The organism is Methylovulum miyakonense HT12 (assembly GCF_000384075.1).
GTDB classification, from domain to species: domain Bacteria; phylum Pseudomonadota; class Gammaproteobacteria; order Methylococcales; family Methylomonadaceae; genus Methylovulum; species Methylovulum miyakonense.
Map to the genome: position 1 here is coordinate 602,575 of NZ_KB913025.1, position 16,226 is coordinate 618,800.

At 51.9% G+C, this 16,226-nt stretch carries 12 protein-coding genes; 2 read left to right on the forward strand and 10 right to left on the reverse strand.

The features are described from left to right. Nucleotides 1-132 precede the first annotated feature (132 nt). From METMI_RS0103065 to METMI_RS28100, 6 genes are all read right to left on the reverse strand, one after another. Nucleotides 133-1,356: a glycosyltransferase family 4 protein gene (locus METMI_RS0103065; RefSeq protein ID WP_019864757.1), complete on the reverse strand. Its 1,224-nt coding sequence runs from the start codon at nt 1,354-1,356 to the stop codon at nt 133-135. After that, nucleotides 1,353-2,618, reverse strand: coding sequence for a glycosyltransferase family 4 protein (locus METMI_RS0103070; RefSeq protein WP_019864758.1), 1,266 nt, complete (start codon nt 2,616-2,618; stop codon nt 1,353-1,355). Before METMI_RS0103070 ends, METMI_RS0103065 begins: the two co-directional genes overlap by 4 nt. A gap of 215 nt (nt 2,619-2,833) precedes the next feature. Next, a complete protein-coding gene (locus METMI_RS0103075) occupies nt 2,834-3,691 on the reverse strand; it encodes a sterol desaturase family protein (protein WP_019864759.1) in 858 nt (285 codons plus the stop codon). Nucleotides 3,692-3,805: 114 nt separating this feature from the next. Next, complete coding sequence (locus tag METMI_RS0103080; protein ID WP_019864760.1) at nt 3,806-4,267, reverse strand: PAS domain-containing protein; 462 nt, start codon at nt 4,265-4,267, stop codon at nt 3,806-3,808. A 2-nt stretch (nt 4,268-4,269) separates the two neighbouring features. Next, nucleotides 4,270-4,764 (reverse strand): SRPBCC family protein, encoded by a 495-nt coding sequence (locus tag METMI_RS0103085; RefSeq protein ID WP_019864761.1) that lies wholly within the window; start codon nt 4,762-4,764, stop codon nt 4,270-4,272. Nucleotides 4,765-4,887: 123 nt separating this feature from the next. After that, nucleotides 4,888-5,532 (reverse strand): acyltransferase, encoded by a 645-nt coding sequence (locus tag METMI_RS28100; RefSeq protein ID WP_019864762.1) that lies wholly within the window; start codon nt 5,530-5,532, stop codon nt 4,888-4,890. Between the two features lie 124 nt (nt 5,533-5,656). Here METMI_RS28100 and METMI_RS0103095 point away from each other — a divergent pair, with 124 nt between their 5' ends. Further along, nucleotides 5,657-7,210: a lipopolysaccharide biosynthesis protein gene (locus METMI_RS0103095; RefSeq protein WP_019864763.1), complete on the forward strand. Its 1,554-nt coding sequence runs from the start codon at nt 5,657-5,659 to the stop codon at nt 7,208-7,210. 204 nt (nt 7,211-7,414) lie between these two features. Here METMI_RS0103095 and METMI_RS0103100 read toward each other — a convergent pair whose 3' ends face one another. The 4 genes from METMI_RS0103100 to smc form a co-directional block, all read right to left on the reverse strand. Beyond that, nucleotides 7,415-7,750, reverse strand: a complete 336-nt coding sequence (locus tag METMI_RS0103100) for an ASCH domain-containing protein (RefSeq protein WP_019864765.1) — start codon at nt 7,748-7,750, stop codon at nt 7,415-7,417. Between the two features lie 133 nt (nt 7,751-7,883). Continuing rightward, nucleotides 7,884-9,881, reverse strand: coding sequence for an NAD-dependent DNA ligase LigA (gene ligA, locus METMI_RS0103105; RefSeq protein WP_019864766.1), 1,998 nt, complete (start codon nt 9,879-9,881; stop codon nt 7,884-7,886). Between the two features lie 106 nt (nt 9,882-9,987). Then, nucleotides 9,988-10,809 carry a cell division protein ZipA gene (locus tag METMI_RS0103110; RefSeq protein WP_019864767.1) on the reverse strand — a complete coding sequence of 274 codons (822 nt, stop codon included), beginning with the start codon at nt 10,807-10,809 and terminating at the stop codon, nt 9,988-9,990. After that, nucleotides 10,809-14,363, reverse strand: a complete 3,555-nt coding sequence (gene smc / locus METMI_RS0103115; RefSeq protein ID WP_019864768.1) for a chromosome segregation protein SMC — start codon at nt 14,361-14,363, stop codon at nt 10,809-10,811. The genes METMI_RS0103110 and smc overlap by 1 nt, the downstream gene beginning before the upstream one ends. 458 nt (nt 14,364-14,821) lie before the next feature. Between smc and METMI_RS0103125 the strand changes: the two genes are divergently transcribed. Continuing rightward, nucleotides 14,822-15,868, forward strand: a complete 1,047-nt coding sequence (locus METMI_RS0103125; protein WP_019864770.1) for a hypothetical protein — start codon at nt 14,822-14,824, stop codon at nt 15,866-15,868. Nucleotides 15,869-16,226 lie beyond the last annotated feature (358 nt).

Here is a 16,226-nt window from a genome sequence, read left to right on the forward strand (position 1 = left end):
CTCCTACAACGCTTAACATAACGGCATTGGCTTATTACCCCGTCCTTAATGTTTTATCTTCCGTAAGGTCATAAAAACGTTAAGGGACGGGTTACAAACCCGTTCCAGCTAGGATCAAACAAAGCCGGGTAACTACAAAGCCTTAAGCCGCTTATCCAACATTGCAAAAAGATGCCGCGTGTTTTTATGCAGATCATATTCCGCCAAGACTTTGTTCCGGCCCGCCTGGCCTATTGTGCGGCGCAAATCGGGGTCGCTTGCCAATTGCCTGATCGCGGCGGTCAAGCCTTCGCAATCGGACGCGGCGACCAACAGCCCGTCTTCCCCGTTTTGGATCAATTCAGGCACGCCGGTGATCGCGGTGGTGATGCAGGGGATTTCCATCGCCATCGCTTCCATCAACACCACGGGCAAACCTTCGGCAAAACTGGGCAGGACAAAAATATCGGCGGTTTGGTAATAACCCAGGATATGGTCTTGGTCAACCGCCCCGGTAAAACGGACTTGCCCGCTGATGCCCAATTGTTCCGCGTAGGCTTTAAGGCTTTGCCCGTCCGGCCCCATACCGACTAAGGTCAACCGGACCGGAACCTGTTGGCTTTGTAAGGCGGCGACGGCTTCCAGCAAAATCGCTTGGCCTTTGGCGGAAGTCAGTCGGCCTACGCACAGCAATTCGCACTGGCAATTGACCTTAATTTTGGGGGCGGGGGTGAAGCGTTCCGGGTCAACGCCCAAGCGGCAGACATCGAGCTTGGCCCACGCTTGCACAGGCGACAATTTCATCACTTGGCTACGCGCATAATGGCTGATGCAGAAAATGAAATCCGCCGCCAAGATTTTTTCCGGCAAGTTATAACCCGCCGCATCATAGAATTCATCGGGGCCGTGGACGGTGAAGGAAAAACTCGTGCCGAACACGGTTTTGACCAGCATCCCGACCGAAGCGGCGGGCGTGGCAAAATGCACATGCAGATGGCCGAGGTTTTTCGAGCGCATCCACTGCCCGACCAGTACCGCTTCCAGCAAGTAAAAACCATGGTAGAGCAAACGCTTGATGTCCCAGCCGCCTAATGTAAAAGCGTGTTTCAAACCCCGCAGCAATCCGGTGGGCTGTGTGGCGAGAGTTTTGCCCAAGGCCGCCGCCGCTTTTGCCATGCCTTGCGCTTTGACATAAAACGTCTGTTCAGCTTCGGTGCGCTCCACTTCAGTGAGTTTATCGAACGGACGGTCTGGCGCATTAATCGAAGCAACGGCAATGTCCACGCCGAATTGCCTCAGTTGCAACACCTCCCGCAAAATAAAGGTATGGGAATAGGCAGGATATTGGCTGACCAGATAGGCGATACGGTGGCTCATGATGTTGCTTCCAATAATTGACGGTAAAAACCGATGGCGGTGGCGATTTTCGCCGCCCAACTGTAATGGTTTTCGACGCGACGGCGGCCTTCCTCACCGAAGACTTGCCAACGTTGCGGGTGTTCGCGGACATCGGCCAGCGCTTCGATCAAGCCCTGCACGACAGCGGCCTTGCCGGTTGCCGGTAGTTTTACGCCAACGCCAGCATCGACAATTTCCGCAGGGCCGCCAAAATCCACGGCAATCACGGGACGCGCCACCGCCATCGCTTCCAGCAACACCGCGCCGCCGGATTCACGCACCGAAGGCAGGCAAAACACATGGGCTTGCTGCATGATCGGGGATATTTCATTCAGCGGCAAATTGCCCGTAAAGCGGACTTTGTCACCCAAGCCCAATTCGGCGGTGATGTTTTCCAGATGGAGCCGCTCCGAACCTTCCCCGACTATCGTCACACACGCCGGAAAATCTAAAGCTTTGACCGCTTCCAACAACATGCCCACACCTTTGAACGGTAACAAACGCCCGACAAAGACAATCTGCAAAGGCTTGGTGTCCGATGGTGCGGGCGGATAGGGCGCAGGGGTGAACAAATCCAGATTAACGCCATTCTCCAACAAGCTTTGGCATTTGGCTTGGTAAGGTTTGGGGATCGCGTCAAAGGTCGCTTGGGTGGCGGTCAGTATCATCGCCGCGTTGCGCGTGGAACCAATGAGCCTATCGAAAACCCGCCCCACATTGCGGATAGGATACAGCCATTTCGATTCGGCTTTCATGATTTCAGGGAAGGTGGACGGCGAAGCCAAACCGCCATTCCAAGGCCCCAAGACCAAAGGCAAACCGAGTTTGTATAAGCGCGTCGCGGCCAGTGGCGACACCGGGGTGACGGCGTGGACTACATCGAACGGCCGCCCCGCTTTTATTTGCTTGCGCATTTGGCGCACGGCAATCCAGTCGTAAACAAAAAAATCCAACGACGCGATCAGGAATTTGGGATGCTCGCTACGCGGGAAACACCACGCGGCAAAGCGGTACAAGGGCCCTGCGAACCATTCTGTGTCAATATAAATGACCTCGGAACCCTCCAGCGGTGCGCCAGCTTCGGTTAATGCGGGCCGGTTGCGGATGTGCGTCAGCAACGTCACTTGGCATGAACCGCTCAGGCGGCTATACCATTCCCAGCCGATTTGCGACACCGACCCCATGCCGACACCACATTGGTAGGCGGACACTAATACGCGGATTTTTGGGTTTGCTGCCATGAGTTGCCCTTTGGGTTTATTGCTTACAAGGATGCTTGAAGGGATCACGCCGCCCTATGTAAAAAGTGGAGTGGAGTAGTGCAGGCCCATGTAAAAACTGGTTTTCCCAACGTTCTGGACACATCAACAATTGCATAAACGGTGTTTTTTTTCCATGAACGCGTATTTCATAATCATATGATGCATTGTGTGCCACTTCATATAAAGGTGGTGAATCACTTCTTACCCTTAGGGATAATCTGCAACAACCGCCGTATATGCCGTTCGGTGATAAACGCGAGGAAGAACAATTGCAGGAAATTGTCCGCTTCAAGGATATTCAGGCCAATTTTTTCGGGGACTAATTCTTTGCGTGTCCCGAACAGTTTGTCCCAAACCGACAGCACGATGCCATAATTGCTGTCATGCTCTGAACGCAAGGCCGAATGGTGGGTACGGTGCAAAGAGGGCGTGATGATGACTTGGGAAATCAGGTTTTCGTGTTTGAACGCGAGGTTGGCGTGGTGGAAGAAGATAAAAAACAGTTCGATGATTTCAATCGCCAAAACCACATAGGCTTCCACACCAATGAGGATGACAAACAGGCATTTGTACAGGATTTCCAGAAATAAATCGAAGACATGGAAACGGAAGCCCGTGGAGACGTTGAAACTTTTATCGCTGTGATGGACTTTGTGGAACCGCCACATGAAATCGGAATGATGGCTAAAGTAATGCCAGACATAAATCGCAAAATCGAACAGCACGAAAGAAATCACCCATTTGACCGGGCCGTTCTCGAAACCGCTTAACAGGCCAAAAGACGAGAAACGTTGCGCCAGGAAGAACAGCGATGACGCCCTTAACAACGTCAGGATGATGTTGTTGAACAAAAACGCCGAGGTATTGGTGACAAAGGATTCTTTGCCGACCTTGTTGGTGAACTTACGGTAAGGCTGGACGCGTTCCATGACCATCAACACAACAAACGCCACCATCGCCAACCCAAACAGGGCTTCATTGAACATTATGCCGGATTCATGGCCTTGTAGGCTGGCTTCGGCGAGTGGTAAGGGATTTTCGGCTGGACTCATAACTCACCTGGTGATTGTTGGCCGCTAAGTGTACGAGATGTACGTAGAGTCAATGGCATTATCTTTTTATGGGGCTGGGGGCCATAATCCCACGCTTGCCCCCGCACCCAAAAATTACACCACTTTTTCAGAAAATGCCCCCAACAAACTAGTGAGCTCGGCGATTTCATTTTTTGCCTTCACTTGATAGGTCACGTCATATTGCACACCCAAATAGTAGATCACCCTGCCTTTGCGGTCTAACAACGGGGTAATTTTTAAATGGTTAAAAAATAATTCGCCATCTTTACGGTAATTACGCAAGGTGACTTCGACGCTTTGCCCATTTTTCATCGCATCGGCAATCAGATAACGTTCCGGTTGGTCACGATCAATACCTTGCAGGAAGCGGCAGTTATGCCCAATGATGTCGGTGTTGGTATATCCGGTCAGCCGCTCAAACGCTTTATTGGCGTACACGATAGGTGCGCCTTCAATGTCAGGGTCAGCAAGCGTCACGCCATTGACGCACTCGTCCAAAATTGACGAGAGAATTTGTGGGATCAATCCATTGTCTTTTTCTACGACAAAACTCATGGTTAAACTCCAAGTTGGGTGGTGGGTTCCAGCTCGTCAGCAAGCAGGTTTTTGATATTTTCGACAGTATTCTCGGCACCCTCTTCAATCGCGGTGCGGATGAGTTTTTCAAAAGGCCGCATGAACAATTCCAATTCCAATAACGTAAAGCTAAAAGTCAGCAACGTTGATTGTTCAGTATCGCCCGGTTCCAGATAATAGCTGTTCATATACGGCGCAGTAAGGCCTTTGAACGTCAGTTTGATGAAAGGATGAAATTCGGTTATTTCGAAAACCGATTTGATGTCTTGACCCTGGTCGCGGCGCAGTTGCTCGGCCCTCGCGCCAACAAACATTTGCAAACCATTTAATGGCTGGAAATCAGTCACTTCTAAGGCCCATTTCGGGTAGTTCTCAAAAAAACGGTCACCAATAAAAACAAAAATATCGGTGGTAGGTTTATTAATGACCACACTGGCCTTGCCGACTACGGGTTTAGTAGCATCAAACGGGAACATGGGTTTTCTCCTGGCTGAATTCCATTCATTGAGTTTTTATTTTGGTGTCACTTACTGATTCTATCCTTAAGTTTGCCAATAGCAAGTCAAGACATTTGCGCCATCAGTTTTGCGTCATTCCACTTAAGCATCTTGCTTGGTTAATTGCGCATCATCGTCGGCCTTCCCAAAAAAGTATTCACAACGGATTCTGGTCAATTCATCTGTCGCCGGGGCAAAATTATCGGCGGACAAAAGATGCCGCCACGGCAGGGCGTTGGTGCGTTCTTCACAACGTTTGATATACGTATCCAGCGTGCCTATGGGTTTTGCCGGGATGCCGCCCACAATGGTGTTCGGCGGCACATCACGGGTGACGACCGAGCCCGCCGCGACAATGGCGTTAGGGCCTATCGTGACATTGGGCATGATGATCGCCCGGTGCCCGATAAAAACATTATCGAGTATGTCTATCTTGCCGACACTGTCCAGGCACAGCCCGGTCATTTTTTTCAGCATATTGACGGATCCGTCATGCCCGAACAGCGTACACCCCGTCAGGCGCACATTGTTGCCAAGCCGGACATGTTTGGGGTCGGTGATTTCGACATTCATTTGCACGACACAATCCTCGCCCATTTGGTACAGCACATGGTGCCGTTTGAGATATTGCGCCCATTCTTGGCCGGTAGGTTGGCAAAATTTACGGTACAAACCGACAAAACGGCCGGATTGCATGGCGTTTTTAGTGAGGAAAGCGCGGATTAATTTTCGGAAGATCGCCAGCATGGATAAAGCCCCTGTTTTTGTATTTATGTTATGAGACCTGACAACATCCGGCCTCCGGCATATTGATAAGCAACAAACAAGGCTATACTCTACGCCAACCCCCATAGGAATCACAGTGACGGCCATGAAAAACAAACGCCAAGGCAACCCATTTTTCCGCAACACCGTGGCGCAGACGGCGGGACGGTTATTGTACTTGCTGACCCGTGTCGGTTTGCCGCCGTTGATATTGCATTATGTGTCGCTGGAAGAATACGGCCTCTGGGCGACGTGTTTTTTATTGATCAGCTACGTCAGCATGGGCGCGTTTGGCGTGTCCAATGTTTATATCCGCTACGTTGCCGAGTACAACGCCAAGAACCAACATGAATCCATTAGCGGCTTGGTCAGCACCGGCTTGCTGCTGACGTTTACATTCAGCCTCATCGCCTTGTCGGGTGTCTGGCTGGCTATGCCCTGGTTGTTGCAAGGCTTTAAGGTCGCCCCGCATTTGCAGCATACCGCGCAAGTCCTGATACTCGGCACCCTGGCGACGATGTTGCTGGATATGACCCTGGGCGCGTTCGCCTATATCTTGCACGGCCTGCAAAAAATCGCCCAGCAAACCCTCGTTTGGATCATCAGTTTTTTGCTGGAAACCGCGCTGATCGTCACGCTACTGCTGCTGCATTACGGTATTGAGTCCTTGTTATGGGCGTTCTTCGCCCGGTATATTTTTTCCACCTTTGTTTATATTGCCCTGTGTTACCGCGCCATCCCTGATCTGCGCATCAGCCTGCGGTTGGTGAACCGGGATTTTTTGGGCACGTTTTTAAAATACGGCGGCATCTTGCAGCTTTCCGGCTTGCTGGGTGTCGCCATGTATTCCATCGAACGGGTGTTGGCGGGTTATTTGAGCGGCTTGGCGGCGATCGCCATTTTGGATTTGGGGCAAAAATTCCCGGTCATGGCCAGCCAGGTGTTCTCGTCCATGAACGCAAGCTTCCTGCCCGCCATCACCGAAGCGCACCATCTGGGCAAACGGGAAGACATCCAAAAGCTGTACACGCAAGGCCTGCGTTACCTGAATTTGCTCAACGGTTTGGCGATGGGGTTTCTTGCCCCGTTTGCGGCTTGGCTGATTATCGCGTGGATAGGCAAAAACACGGCCATGAATTTGGCGGACACCATGAAAGTGATGGTTTGCGCCTGTGCGGGTTATCAATTGCATGTCCTGACCGGGCCTTTATCGGCGTATTATCAAGGCATCAACCAACCCGCCCGCACTTTCGGCTATATCGGCTGGCAAGTGGTGTTTGTCATCGCGGGCCTGGTCACGGTGTGGCGATATTCCACGTTTGATATTGTCACCATCGCCTTATTGGTCATGGTGGCACGTATCCTAAGCGCGTTGGTTTACCTGCTGGTTGGCAATTACCGCCTACAACTAAAGCTATGGCGGTTTGTCCGCTCGGTGTTATTGCCGGGCATGATGCCGTACGTGTTCGGCTATGGCCTGATGGCCGCCATTGGGCCCTGGATAAGTTCGCTAGCCCCCAACCGCTGGCTGTTAATTATCATCTTGGGCATTATTGGCGTATTTTATATGCTGCTGGCAACGGGGTATTTTTATGCGTTCATGTGCGGGGAAGACGAACAAGGGCAAATCCGGCAGAAACTGAACCGCCGGAAAACCTAATATTATGCCTTTGATATTGAAGATATTTTCACAAACGCCTGGCGTTCGGTAACGGGTGGAGGGCCATCGGACAACCGTCTGGAAGAAGCCAGTCATTGGCATGGATTGCCGGAATTTGGCTTACAGGCGGTAGCGGGGCAAACCGTTTTTATTCACCCCCGCCCCTATTATAAAATTTCACCCATCATGCGCTTCTTTGGGTGCTCACGCATCGGCCTTAACAGCAAAACTATGCACCCAAACCAAATGGTCTTCTTCCCAGATCATGCCAGTGTGCATTTTCAGGATAATGTCCTTATACATTGCCAAGCCAGGAAAACCTTCGGCCCGTGCATCCTCATCCGTCATATCGCCTAAACGCTGGCGGCTCAAGCCAGTGACAACAAAAGCCATCCCGTCCAACTCAAAGCTTTCCCCCACCCAGCCATATACACCGTCTCGGCGTTGCTGTGTTTTCGTACCCGCTTTGGCGGCGGCGACAAGTTTAGGCTGGGTGACCAGACGCTCGATTGAGCAGGTTTTTTCAGGTAAGTTTTCCATAGCGGGTTCCATGTGGATAAAAAGTTGGCATTATAGCCGTTTTACGTTTCGGGACCTTGCCCATAAAACTGGGCGGGCCAGGCATATTGGATTGAGCCAGCCTATGTTTGCACAAGCCCGTTAAATTTGCCTATCAGCTTTCAAATTGGAGCTTAAACTGCGCTTCATCCAATACCTTCACGCCTAAAGCCTCGGCCTTATCCAGCTTGGAACCGGCATCCGCCCCCGCCAGCACGCAAGTGGTTTTTTTGGAAACAGAACCCGAAACTTTCGCCCCTAAACTTTCCAACAGGGTTTTGAAGTGATCCCGTGGCATAGATAGCGTGCCGGTAATGACCCACGTTTGGCCTGCCAAGGGTTGCGCCTGCGGGGGGGCGCCGTCCTCGTCAGGCCACGTCACGCCTGCATCAATAATGGCCTGCACTATCGCTATGTTTTTGGCGTCAGCAAAAAAATCCACGATATTTTTCGCCATCACCGGCCCTATGTCCGGCACTTGCAGCAGTTCTTCGAAAGTGGCGTTTGCAATCGCAGGGTAATTTTTAAAATGCCTGGCAACGGCTTTGGCGCTTTCCTCACCGATTTCGTGTATGCCCAAGGCGGCGATAAATGTCCCTAAGCGGGTGGCTTTGGATACGTTGATGGAATCCAGCACGTTTTGCGCACTCTTTTCGCCTTGCCCGTCCAAATCGGCAATATCGCTGGCCTTTAGGGTGTAGATGTCGGCGATGGTGCGCAGGACGCCTTTGCTGTACAAGACTTCGATCAGTTTCGTGCCCAGATTGACGATATTCATGCACTTGCGTGAGGCATAGTGGCGGATGCGCTCCGCGCCTTGTGCGGGGCAACTTAAACCGCCCGAGCAACGGAACGCGGCTTGCCCGGGCGTCCTTTCCACCGCCGCGCCACAGACCGGGCAGTTGGGGAGCATGATGACGGGCTTCCGCTCCCCGCCTTCCGCAACAACCCGTGATATTTTCGGGATGACATCACCCGCCCGTTGGATTTCGACGCTGTCGCCTATGCACAAGCCCAGGCGTTCGATTTCGTCCATATTGTGCAAGGTGGCGTTGCTGACGGTCACGCCGCCGACAAATACGGGTTCGAGGCGTGCGACCGGGGTCAAGACGCCAGTCCGGCCGACCTGGAAGTCCACGTCCAGCAATTGCGTGACCATTTGTTGCGCCGGGAATTTCCGGGCCACCGCCCATTTCGGCGAACGGGCGATAAAGCCCAGCGCGTTTTGTAAGGCCAAGCTGTCGATTTTGTAGACTATACCGTCAATTTCCATCGGCAAGCCTTCCCTGGCTTGCTCCATCAGCGCGTAATTTTGCGTGAACTCGGCAAGGCTGCCCAAGAAGCGATAACAATGGGCGTTTTTCCGGAAACCAAGGCCCGCCAAATAAGCCAATATTTCCGAGTGCGCCGTGAAATCATGTCCGCCTTGGTATTCACCTATGCCATAAGGGATGAAGCGCAGGTCACGCCCGGCGGCGATTTTGGGATCCATTTGCCGGATCGTGCCGGCGGCGGCGTTCCTGGGGTTGACGAAAGTTTTGCCGTTGTTTTCTTCCGCCAAACGGTTGAGCTTGGCAAACGCCGTTTTGGGCATGAACACTTCGCCACGCACTTCCAGCTTGGCGGGAGGCGCATCAGTGGTGAGTTTCAGCGGGACGGACCGGATAGTCTTGATATTGTGGCTGACATCTTCGCCAATTTGCCCGTCACCACGGGTCGCCGCGTAGCTGAACAGGCCATGGTCGTAATGGATGGTGATCGCTAGCCCGTCAAGTTTGGGCTCGGCGAAAACAGCCAGCTCATCAGCCGCCTTATCCAATTCTTTTGCGGCCTTTTCAAAAAACTGGTAGGTCTCTTCCAAGGAAAATGCGTTGGCCAGCGACAACATTTTGACGCGGTGCTCGATTTTGCGGAACTCGTCTATGGGTTGTGCACCGACCCGTTGGGAAGGCGAGTCGGGCGTGACCCAGTCGGGGTGTCCGGCTTCTATAGCCAATAATTCCTGGAACGCTTGATCATATCGGGCATCGGCAACGGTGGGGTTATCGAGCACATAGTATTCGTAATTCCACTGGTTGAGGGTGGTGATCAGTTGTTGGTAGCGTGGGCTCACGGTCAATCCGGTGCGGGCATGGGCCTATAAAACGGCCATAGGCGGTGGTGGGTTTGGGGCGGCGGTTGTAGGGACGTTGCCTTGCAACATCCCTACCGGGGATGGTTTACAAACTTTGCCGGATCATTTTGATCGTGGCATTGGTCAGCGGATTTTTCTCATGGTCGAGCAAACTACCATCCAATTCGACGGCGACAATATTGATCGCTTCCAGGAAATCATCAAACACCTTGACCGCATCGTCCAACAAAGCAGGCTGCATGAAGAACACCAGGCCAGGACAGTAGAATTGGTCTAAATCGTGGTCTGGAAAAGTCCCCGGATCGACCATACAAAGGACACCAAAATCAACCAGATGGTTGGCATCGAAGCGTTCAAATATTTTCAGGTTGCCGTACTCCAGTTGGGCGATGCGGAAAGCCTTAAGCATGTCCAAACCATTAAAGCCTTCCGGGGATTTGGCAAGAACCCGGAATTGGATAATGTCCGGCGCGATAAACCGTGGGGCAATGCTTTCTTCAGGAAGCTCTTCTTGGGGGCTGTCTGCTGCCGGCCCGTCAGTATGCGGAAACCCTTCATCGGCATAATCTTCGTTGGCAAAATCGAAATCCCCGAACATTTGTTGGTCTTCATCCGCTTCAAATACGGGCTGTTCGGATGTAGGCCCAGGTTTCGGCTTGGCCTTGATTTTTTCCAATAACTCGACCGTATCAATAAGCTTCTTTTTGGGTTTAGGCACGACATCAAAATCATCGTTTCCAGTATTCACGACAATGGCCGGGTCGATTTTGCCTTTGATTTCCTGGTTGCCAAAAAACATCATGTCCTGGAATGACTTTTTATTTTTAAAAAAATGCCAAGCCAACATACCCACAATGATAATCAGGCCGCTTGCAATAATGACTACTCTTAATAATTCTTTATCCATTAGATTTCCGCCAGACTGACTGCTTCTTCAATATCAACTGCAACCATCCGGGACACGCCCGGCTCTTTCATCGTCACACCTGCCAACTGTTTTGCGATTTCCATTGTAACCTTATTATGTGAAATATATAAAAATTGCACTGTCTCGGACATTGCCTCGACCATTTGTGAGAAGCGCCCGACATTGGCATCGTCAAGCGGCGCATCGACCTCATCAAGCAAACAAAAAGGCGCGGGGTTGAGTTCAAAAATGGCAAAAACCAAGGCCACGGCCGTCAAGGCTTTTTCCCCGCCCGATAACAAATGGATGGAGCTGTTCCTTTTGCCGGGCGGCCTGGCAATGATATTGACCCCAGCTTCCAGCAAATTTTGCCCGGCCGCCGCGTGTGCCGCGCCATTTCCAGTGTCGGTCAATTCCAAATAAGCTTGTCCGCCGCCAAACAATTTCGGGAATTTTTCCTGCAAGCCACTGTTTATTTTATCGAATGTTTCCTTAAAACGTAACCGGCTTTCTTGGTCGATTTTACTGATCGCCTGGTCTAAAGTCTGTAAGGCCTCGCTCAAATCGGCATGTTGTTCGTTGAGGAACTTCATGCGCTCCGCTTGTGCTTGGTATTCTTCAATGGCCGACAGGTTGATTGTCCCCAAACGCTCGATTTGCGCCGACACCTCGTCAGCGGTTTTTTTCCAGCGCGCCTCATCCGCTTCCGCCGGTAAAAACGTAAGGATCTGGCTGGCGTCCGCCGCCATCTCGTCCAGTTGTTCGTTGATGGTTTGTTGCCGGACTTGGCTTTCTTGCAATTCAAAACGCAGTTTGTCCAGGCGTTCTTTTTGCCCTTCCAGCGCCCGCTGTACACGGGTGTGTTGTTCGGATAACTTGACGGTCTCGGCTTCCATCTCGTCTTGCAGCTGGCGTTGCTGTTTTAATTGTGTTTCAAGCCGCTGTTTATTGGCGGTTTGTTGTTCCAGCAAGTGTTTCTCGGCATCCAAGGGCAACAGGGTTTGCAGGGATTTTTGCTCCAACTCCGCCAGATAGTCTTGCGCTTGCTGGCGTTGGTCTTGCAAACGGGTGCGTTGCTTATGGGTGGACACTTCCAATGCCCGCAAACCCTCCAGTTTGGCTTTGCTGTCATAGACTTGCTGCCGCGCCTCGTTGACAGCTTTATCAAGCTGCAACTGTTGCTGTTGCAATTGTTGGTTTAAGGTTTCCAACTGCCCGCGCTGGTCGTCCTGGTCAAACAACACCTGCCCGGCTTCCTCCTGCAATAACGTCGCTTCAGCAATGGTCTCCGCATTCTCGGACAATTCCCCGTTGATGCTATCCAGGTCGTGCTGGATTTGTTGCAACCGCCGTTGTTGTTGCTCAAACCGTGCCGATTGCGCACTGAATTGGGCGTTTTTTTGCGACCACTCGGCATTCAGCCGGTCCAGTTGTTGTTGCAGCAATTCGCGTTGCTGTTCGGCGGTTTTTAACGCGGTTTCGCTAAGCTCCTGCTGTCCCGTTAATTGGCCAATGTCTTCATGGACGATGTCCTGGCGCTGTTTCAGGGTACGCAAGGCCTTTTCCCGCTGTAACACGCCCGTCTTGCTGTCTTGGGTACGGCTAATTTTCAGCCAATCCGGGCCTAACCAAATGCCATCAGGGGTCACAACCGACTCATGGGCTTGCAAATCCCTTGACAAATCCAGGGCTTCCGCCAAATCGCAAGCACAATATACGCCAGCCAACAATCCATCCAATGCCGAAGGGGCGCTGATTTTATCCTGTAAGCGTTGCGCGCCAACGGGGTGGCTACGGCCTGCCGCCGCCTCCCCTTTGGAAGCCAATGCGAACAGGGTCAGGGAATCGCCGGTAAGCCCGGCCAAGTCCCCTGCCAATGGGGCAATATCGCCCACACACACTGCCTCCAGGGTATTGCCCAAAACAGTTTCCACAGCATTTTCCCAGCCTGTTTGCACCTCCAGAAATTCGGCCAAGCGTTGGTTGTTGTGCAAGCCCAGGGCATGCAGCCAACCTTGCAAATTCTCATTGGCCTTGCCCATGGCATGCTGCTGCAACAATTCCAGCGACGTGATTTGCCCGGTGATGCCGTGCAGTTCGGAGCGGCTTGCGTGCAGCTCTTCTTGGGCGGTTTTGGCCTGCTGCCGCTGTTCGCGGATAATGTGCTGCTGCTGTTCCAACTGATGCTGCAAAGTTTCCCGCTCAAAGGCAATGGCCTGGATGCTTTCATCCAATTCGGCGATGTCTTCCGCCAAGTTGCTGGCGGTCAAATCTTCACGCTCATGCAGCATTTTTTCCAAACGAGCCTGCAATTGGCGGTTCTGGTTGCCCAATTGCTCGGACTTGACGCGCTGGACTTCGGCCTGCTCGCGGTATTTGGCGCTTTCGGTGCGGTAACGGTCCCATTGCTGCTGCCACAACAGACGCTGCTGTTGCATGTCCTGCTGCTTGTCCAAGCATTCGTCCTGGCGGTCTTGGGCAATGTCCAAGGCCTCTTCCGCCACTAATAAATCTTGTTTCAAGTTTTCTAAGGTTTGGGCATCCGCTTCGATCTCGGTTTGCAATTGCCCCATTTGCTGGCGGGTGCGGTCGATGTCTTGCAGCGCTTGCCGATGGCTGTTTTGCTGGTGGGCGATGGTTTGCTCAAGCCGCCCGACATCGGCGGCAACGCTGTAATAATCGCCTTGGACTTGGTTGAGTTGCTGTTGCTGTTGCTTATGTCCGGCGCGTTGCGTGGCGATGGCGGTGTCCAAGTCGCGCAATTCCATGAACAACCGGTTATGTTCGGCGGCGACTTCATGCAGCGTGGTTTCCAGCGTTTCGGCGGCTTGCTGGTAAGCGCTCCAGCGCAGGGCCAGCAATTCCAGTTTGAACTGGCGCTCCTGTTTTTTCAGCGCGGTGTATTTTTCAGCTTTTTCGGCTTGCTTTTGCAGGTGCTTGAGTTGCTTGTCAACTTCCTCGCGCAAGTCATTGAGCCGCTCCAGGTTTTCCCGCGTGTGCTTCATGCGGGTTTCGGTCTCGCTACGGCGTTCCTTGTATTTGGAAATCCCCGCCGCTTCTTCGATATGCAAACGCAAATCTTCCGGTTTGGCTTCGACCATGCGCGAAATCGTGCCTTGTTCGATGATCGCATAACTGCGCGAACCCAAGCCTGTCCCTAAAAACAAATCGGTGATGTCTTTGCGGCGGCATTTCGCGCCGTTGAGCATGAACAGCGATTGCCCGTCACGGCTGACTTGGCGTTTGATGGCGATGGCGTCATATTGCGCGTATTCGCCACCCAATTTGCCTTCGCTGTTGTTGAACACCAATTCCACGGATGCGGTGCTGACGGGTTTCCGGCCTGAGGAACCGTTAAAAATCACATCCGCCATATTGCCGCCACGCAAATGCTTGGCGGAGCTTTCGCCCATGACCCAGCGCACCGCGTCAATGATATTGGACTTGCCACAACCGTTAGGGCCGACAATCGCCGTCAGATTGCCGTGGATAGGGATGGTCGTTGGATCAACAAAAGACTTAAACCCAGAGAGCTTGATTTTTTCCAACTTCATAAACAGGCAAACAGTTCCGGCACTTCATGCAAAAGCCATCATTATCGACGATATGACAGGTAATTTCGACCTTTTAATATCTGTTTTTCACGCAACACTTGAATGCAAGTGCTTAATAGGTTTAACTTATGCCCGCAGAAAACCCGCTTTTCGCCTGGACATCGCACACCCGATGCTGATGATCGGGGCCTGCTTTAAAGAACTACGGGTTTACGCACCATGCCGTCATGCCGCTGTCATTAAATTAAAGGAACATCCCCACTCCAGCTTTACTACAAGGCGGCGGCAAGAAACATGGTAACTGGAAAACGTATCCATAAGCATCAACTTAAGTATAAATATGCCAAGAAAGCGGGCCACGACGAAGAAAAAACAAAAAATATCGTGGCGGTCGTAATGGCATGGATAAAGATGTTTATGGCAAGTTAAAAACCTCACTGCCCTAAAAAGGTAATCCCATGTCCGCACATACCGCTTCTATTCAAGACCTGACACGCGCCGGCAAACTCACCGTGTCATTTCGGTTGTTATTGAGTTTGTATCTGATGATTCCCTTATGCCTAATATTGCAACTGCTGGACGCCGGGATTTGGCAAGGCGCCCTAAAAGCCCAGCTGCCCAGTAGCCCCTCGCATTTTTTGCTGTTCCAAATCCTTTTTGGTACGCCGCACATCATCGCCAGTGCGGTGGTGTTGGCCAGTAACGGCGATTATTGGCAGTGTTACCAACGTAAAATTTTGTTGATGACGGTCGCTTTGGCGGCCTTTTTTGGTATCGGCAGTTTGTTTATCCCTTACAAGGCCTTGTATGTCTTAGTTGCGGCCTGGACGGTGCTGCATGTATTGAAACAACAACACGGCGTTGCGCGGGGCATTTGCCGTTTGCCCGCTTGGGCTTACCAGTTGCTATTGTGGCTGAGCGTGGTGGCCGGTATCTTCATCTACATTGGCATTTTTTTGAAAAACAGCTTGGATATGCAACAAGCCGAATGGCTGAAGCATATCATCGGGGGTTTATGTATCGGTTTGGCGGGGAGCGCGGTGTTATGCCAACGCTATGTCAAAACGGCATTGGGCAAATGCTTCCTATGGGCTAACGTCTTGCTGATCTTGGGCAGCTTTTATCTGTATGCACAACAGTATTATTTTTTGTCCATACTCGCGCCGAGGGTGGTGCATGACGCCACCGCGTATATTTTTTACGTCACCCACGATTACAACAAACATCGCCCTGAGCCCAAAAACCGCATTTACCGCTTCAGTGCCGCCTGCCAATTGCCTATTTTCATCGTGTTGCCTACCTTGTCTTTCGCCTTGGCATTTGTGCTACAGGCCTATGGGGACGGGCTGGTCAACCAACTGGCACAATTTTTCTTTGGTGTGGAAGTCCGCAAAGCGGTTACCTTAGGATTGCTCGGCTATTTGGCATTGATGCACTATTACACGGAAAGCTTCACCTGGAAACAGGATTCGCCTTACCGGAAATTTATTGGCTTTTCACAATGAGCAAGCTTTGGCCTTGGGCATCCGTTGCCCTAAGGATAGGCTTGCCAACCCGCTACCCTAACACGAGGGAGCCTTTGCGTACTGCAAGGAACGGGGCCGCAGCAACGCGTGGCCTTGCGGCCCTCCATAACATTTTAAACCGTACAGACAGGCCTTCATGGCCCCTACACCTCCAGTCCCTTATGCTTCTTGATGCCAATGGGATACGGCCAGACCTGCTTGCGCCGCCTTAGACTGGCCCCCACTACCATTAAGTTAATAAATAAGTGTTAATATTCAAATTGTTGCGATTGCATCTTGTAATTCATAGTAGGTCGGGTTAGCGATAGCGTAACCCGACGTAACCAACACCCAAAAT

Coding starts and splice junctions, on each gene's coding strand:
- METMI_RS0103065 (WP_019864757.1), bottom strand. CDS start 1,356: ATGAGCCACCGTATCGCCTATCTGGTCAGCCAATATCCTGCCTATTCC.
- smc (WP_019864768.1), bottom strand. CDS start 14,363: ATGAAGTTGGAAAAAATCAAGCTCTCTGGGTTTAAGTCTTTTGTTGAT.
- METMI_RS0103080 (WP_019864760.1), bottom strand. CDS start 4,267: ATGAGTTTTGTCGTAGAAAAAGACAATGGATTGATCCCACAAATTCTC.
- METMI_RS28100 (WP_019864762.1), bottom strand. CDS start 5,532: ATGCTGGCGATCTTCCGAAAATTAATCCGCGCTTTCCTCACTAAAAAC.
- METMI_RS0103125 (WP_019864770.1), top strand. CDS start 14,822: ATGTCCGCACATACCGCTTCTATTCAAGACCTGACACGCGCCGGCAAA.
- METMI_RS0103070 (WP_019864758.1), bottom strand. CDS start 2,618: ATGGCAGCAAACCCAAAAATCCGCGTATTAGTGTCCGCCTACCAATGT.
- METMI_RS0103100 (WP_019864765.1), bottom strand. CDS start 7,750: ATGGAAAACTTACCTGAAAAAACCTGCTCAATCGAGCGTCTGGTCACC.
- METMI_RS0103110 (WP_019864767.1), bottom strand. CDS start 10,809: ATGGATAAAGAATTATTAAGAGTAGTCATTATTGCAAGCGGCCTGATT.
- METMI_RS0103085 (WP_019864761.1), bottom strand. CDS start 4,764: ATGTTCCCGTTTGATGCTACTAAACCCGTAGTCGGCAAGGCCAGTGTG.
- METMI_RS0103075 (WP_019864759.1), bottom strand. CDS start 3,691: ATGAGTCCAGCCGAAAATCCCTTACCACTCGCCGAAGCCAGCCTACAA.
- METMI_RS0103095 (WP_019864763.1), top strand. CDS start 5,657: ATGAAAAACAAACGCCAAGGCAACCCATTTTTCCGCAACACCGTGGCG.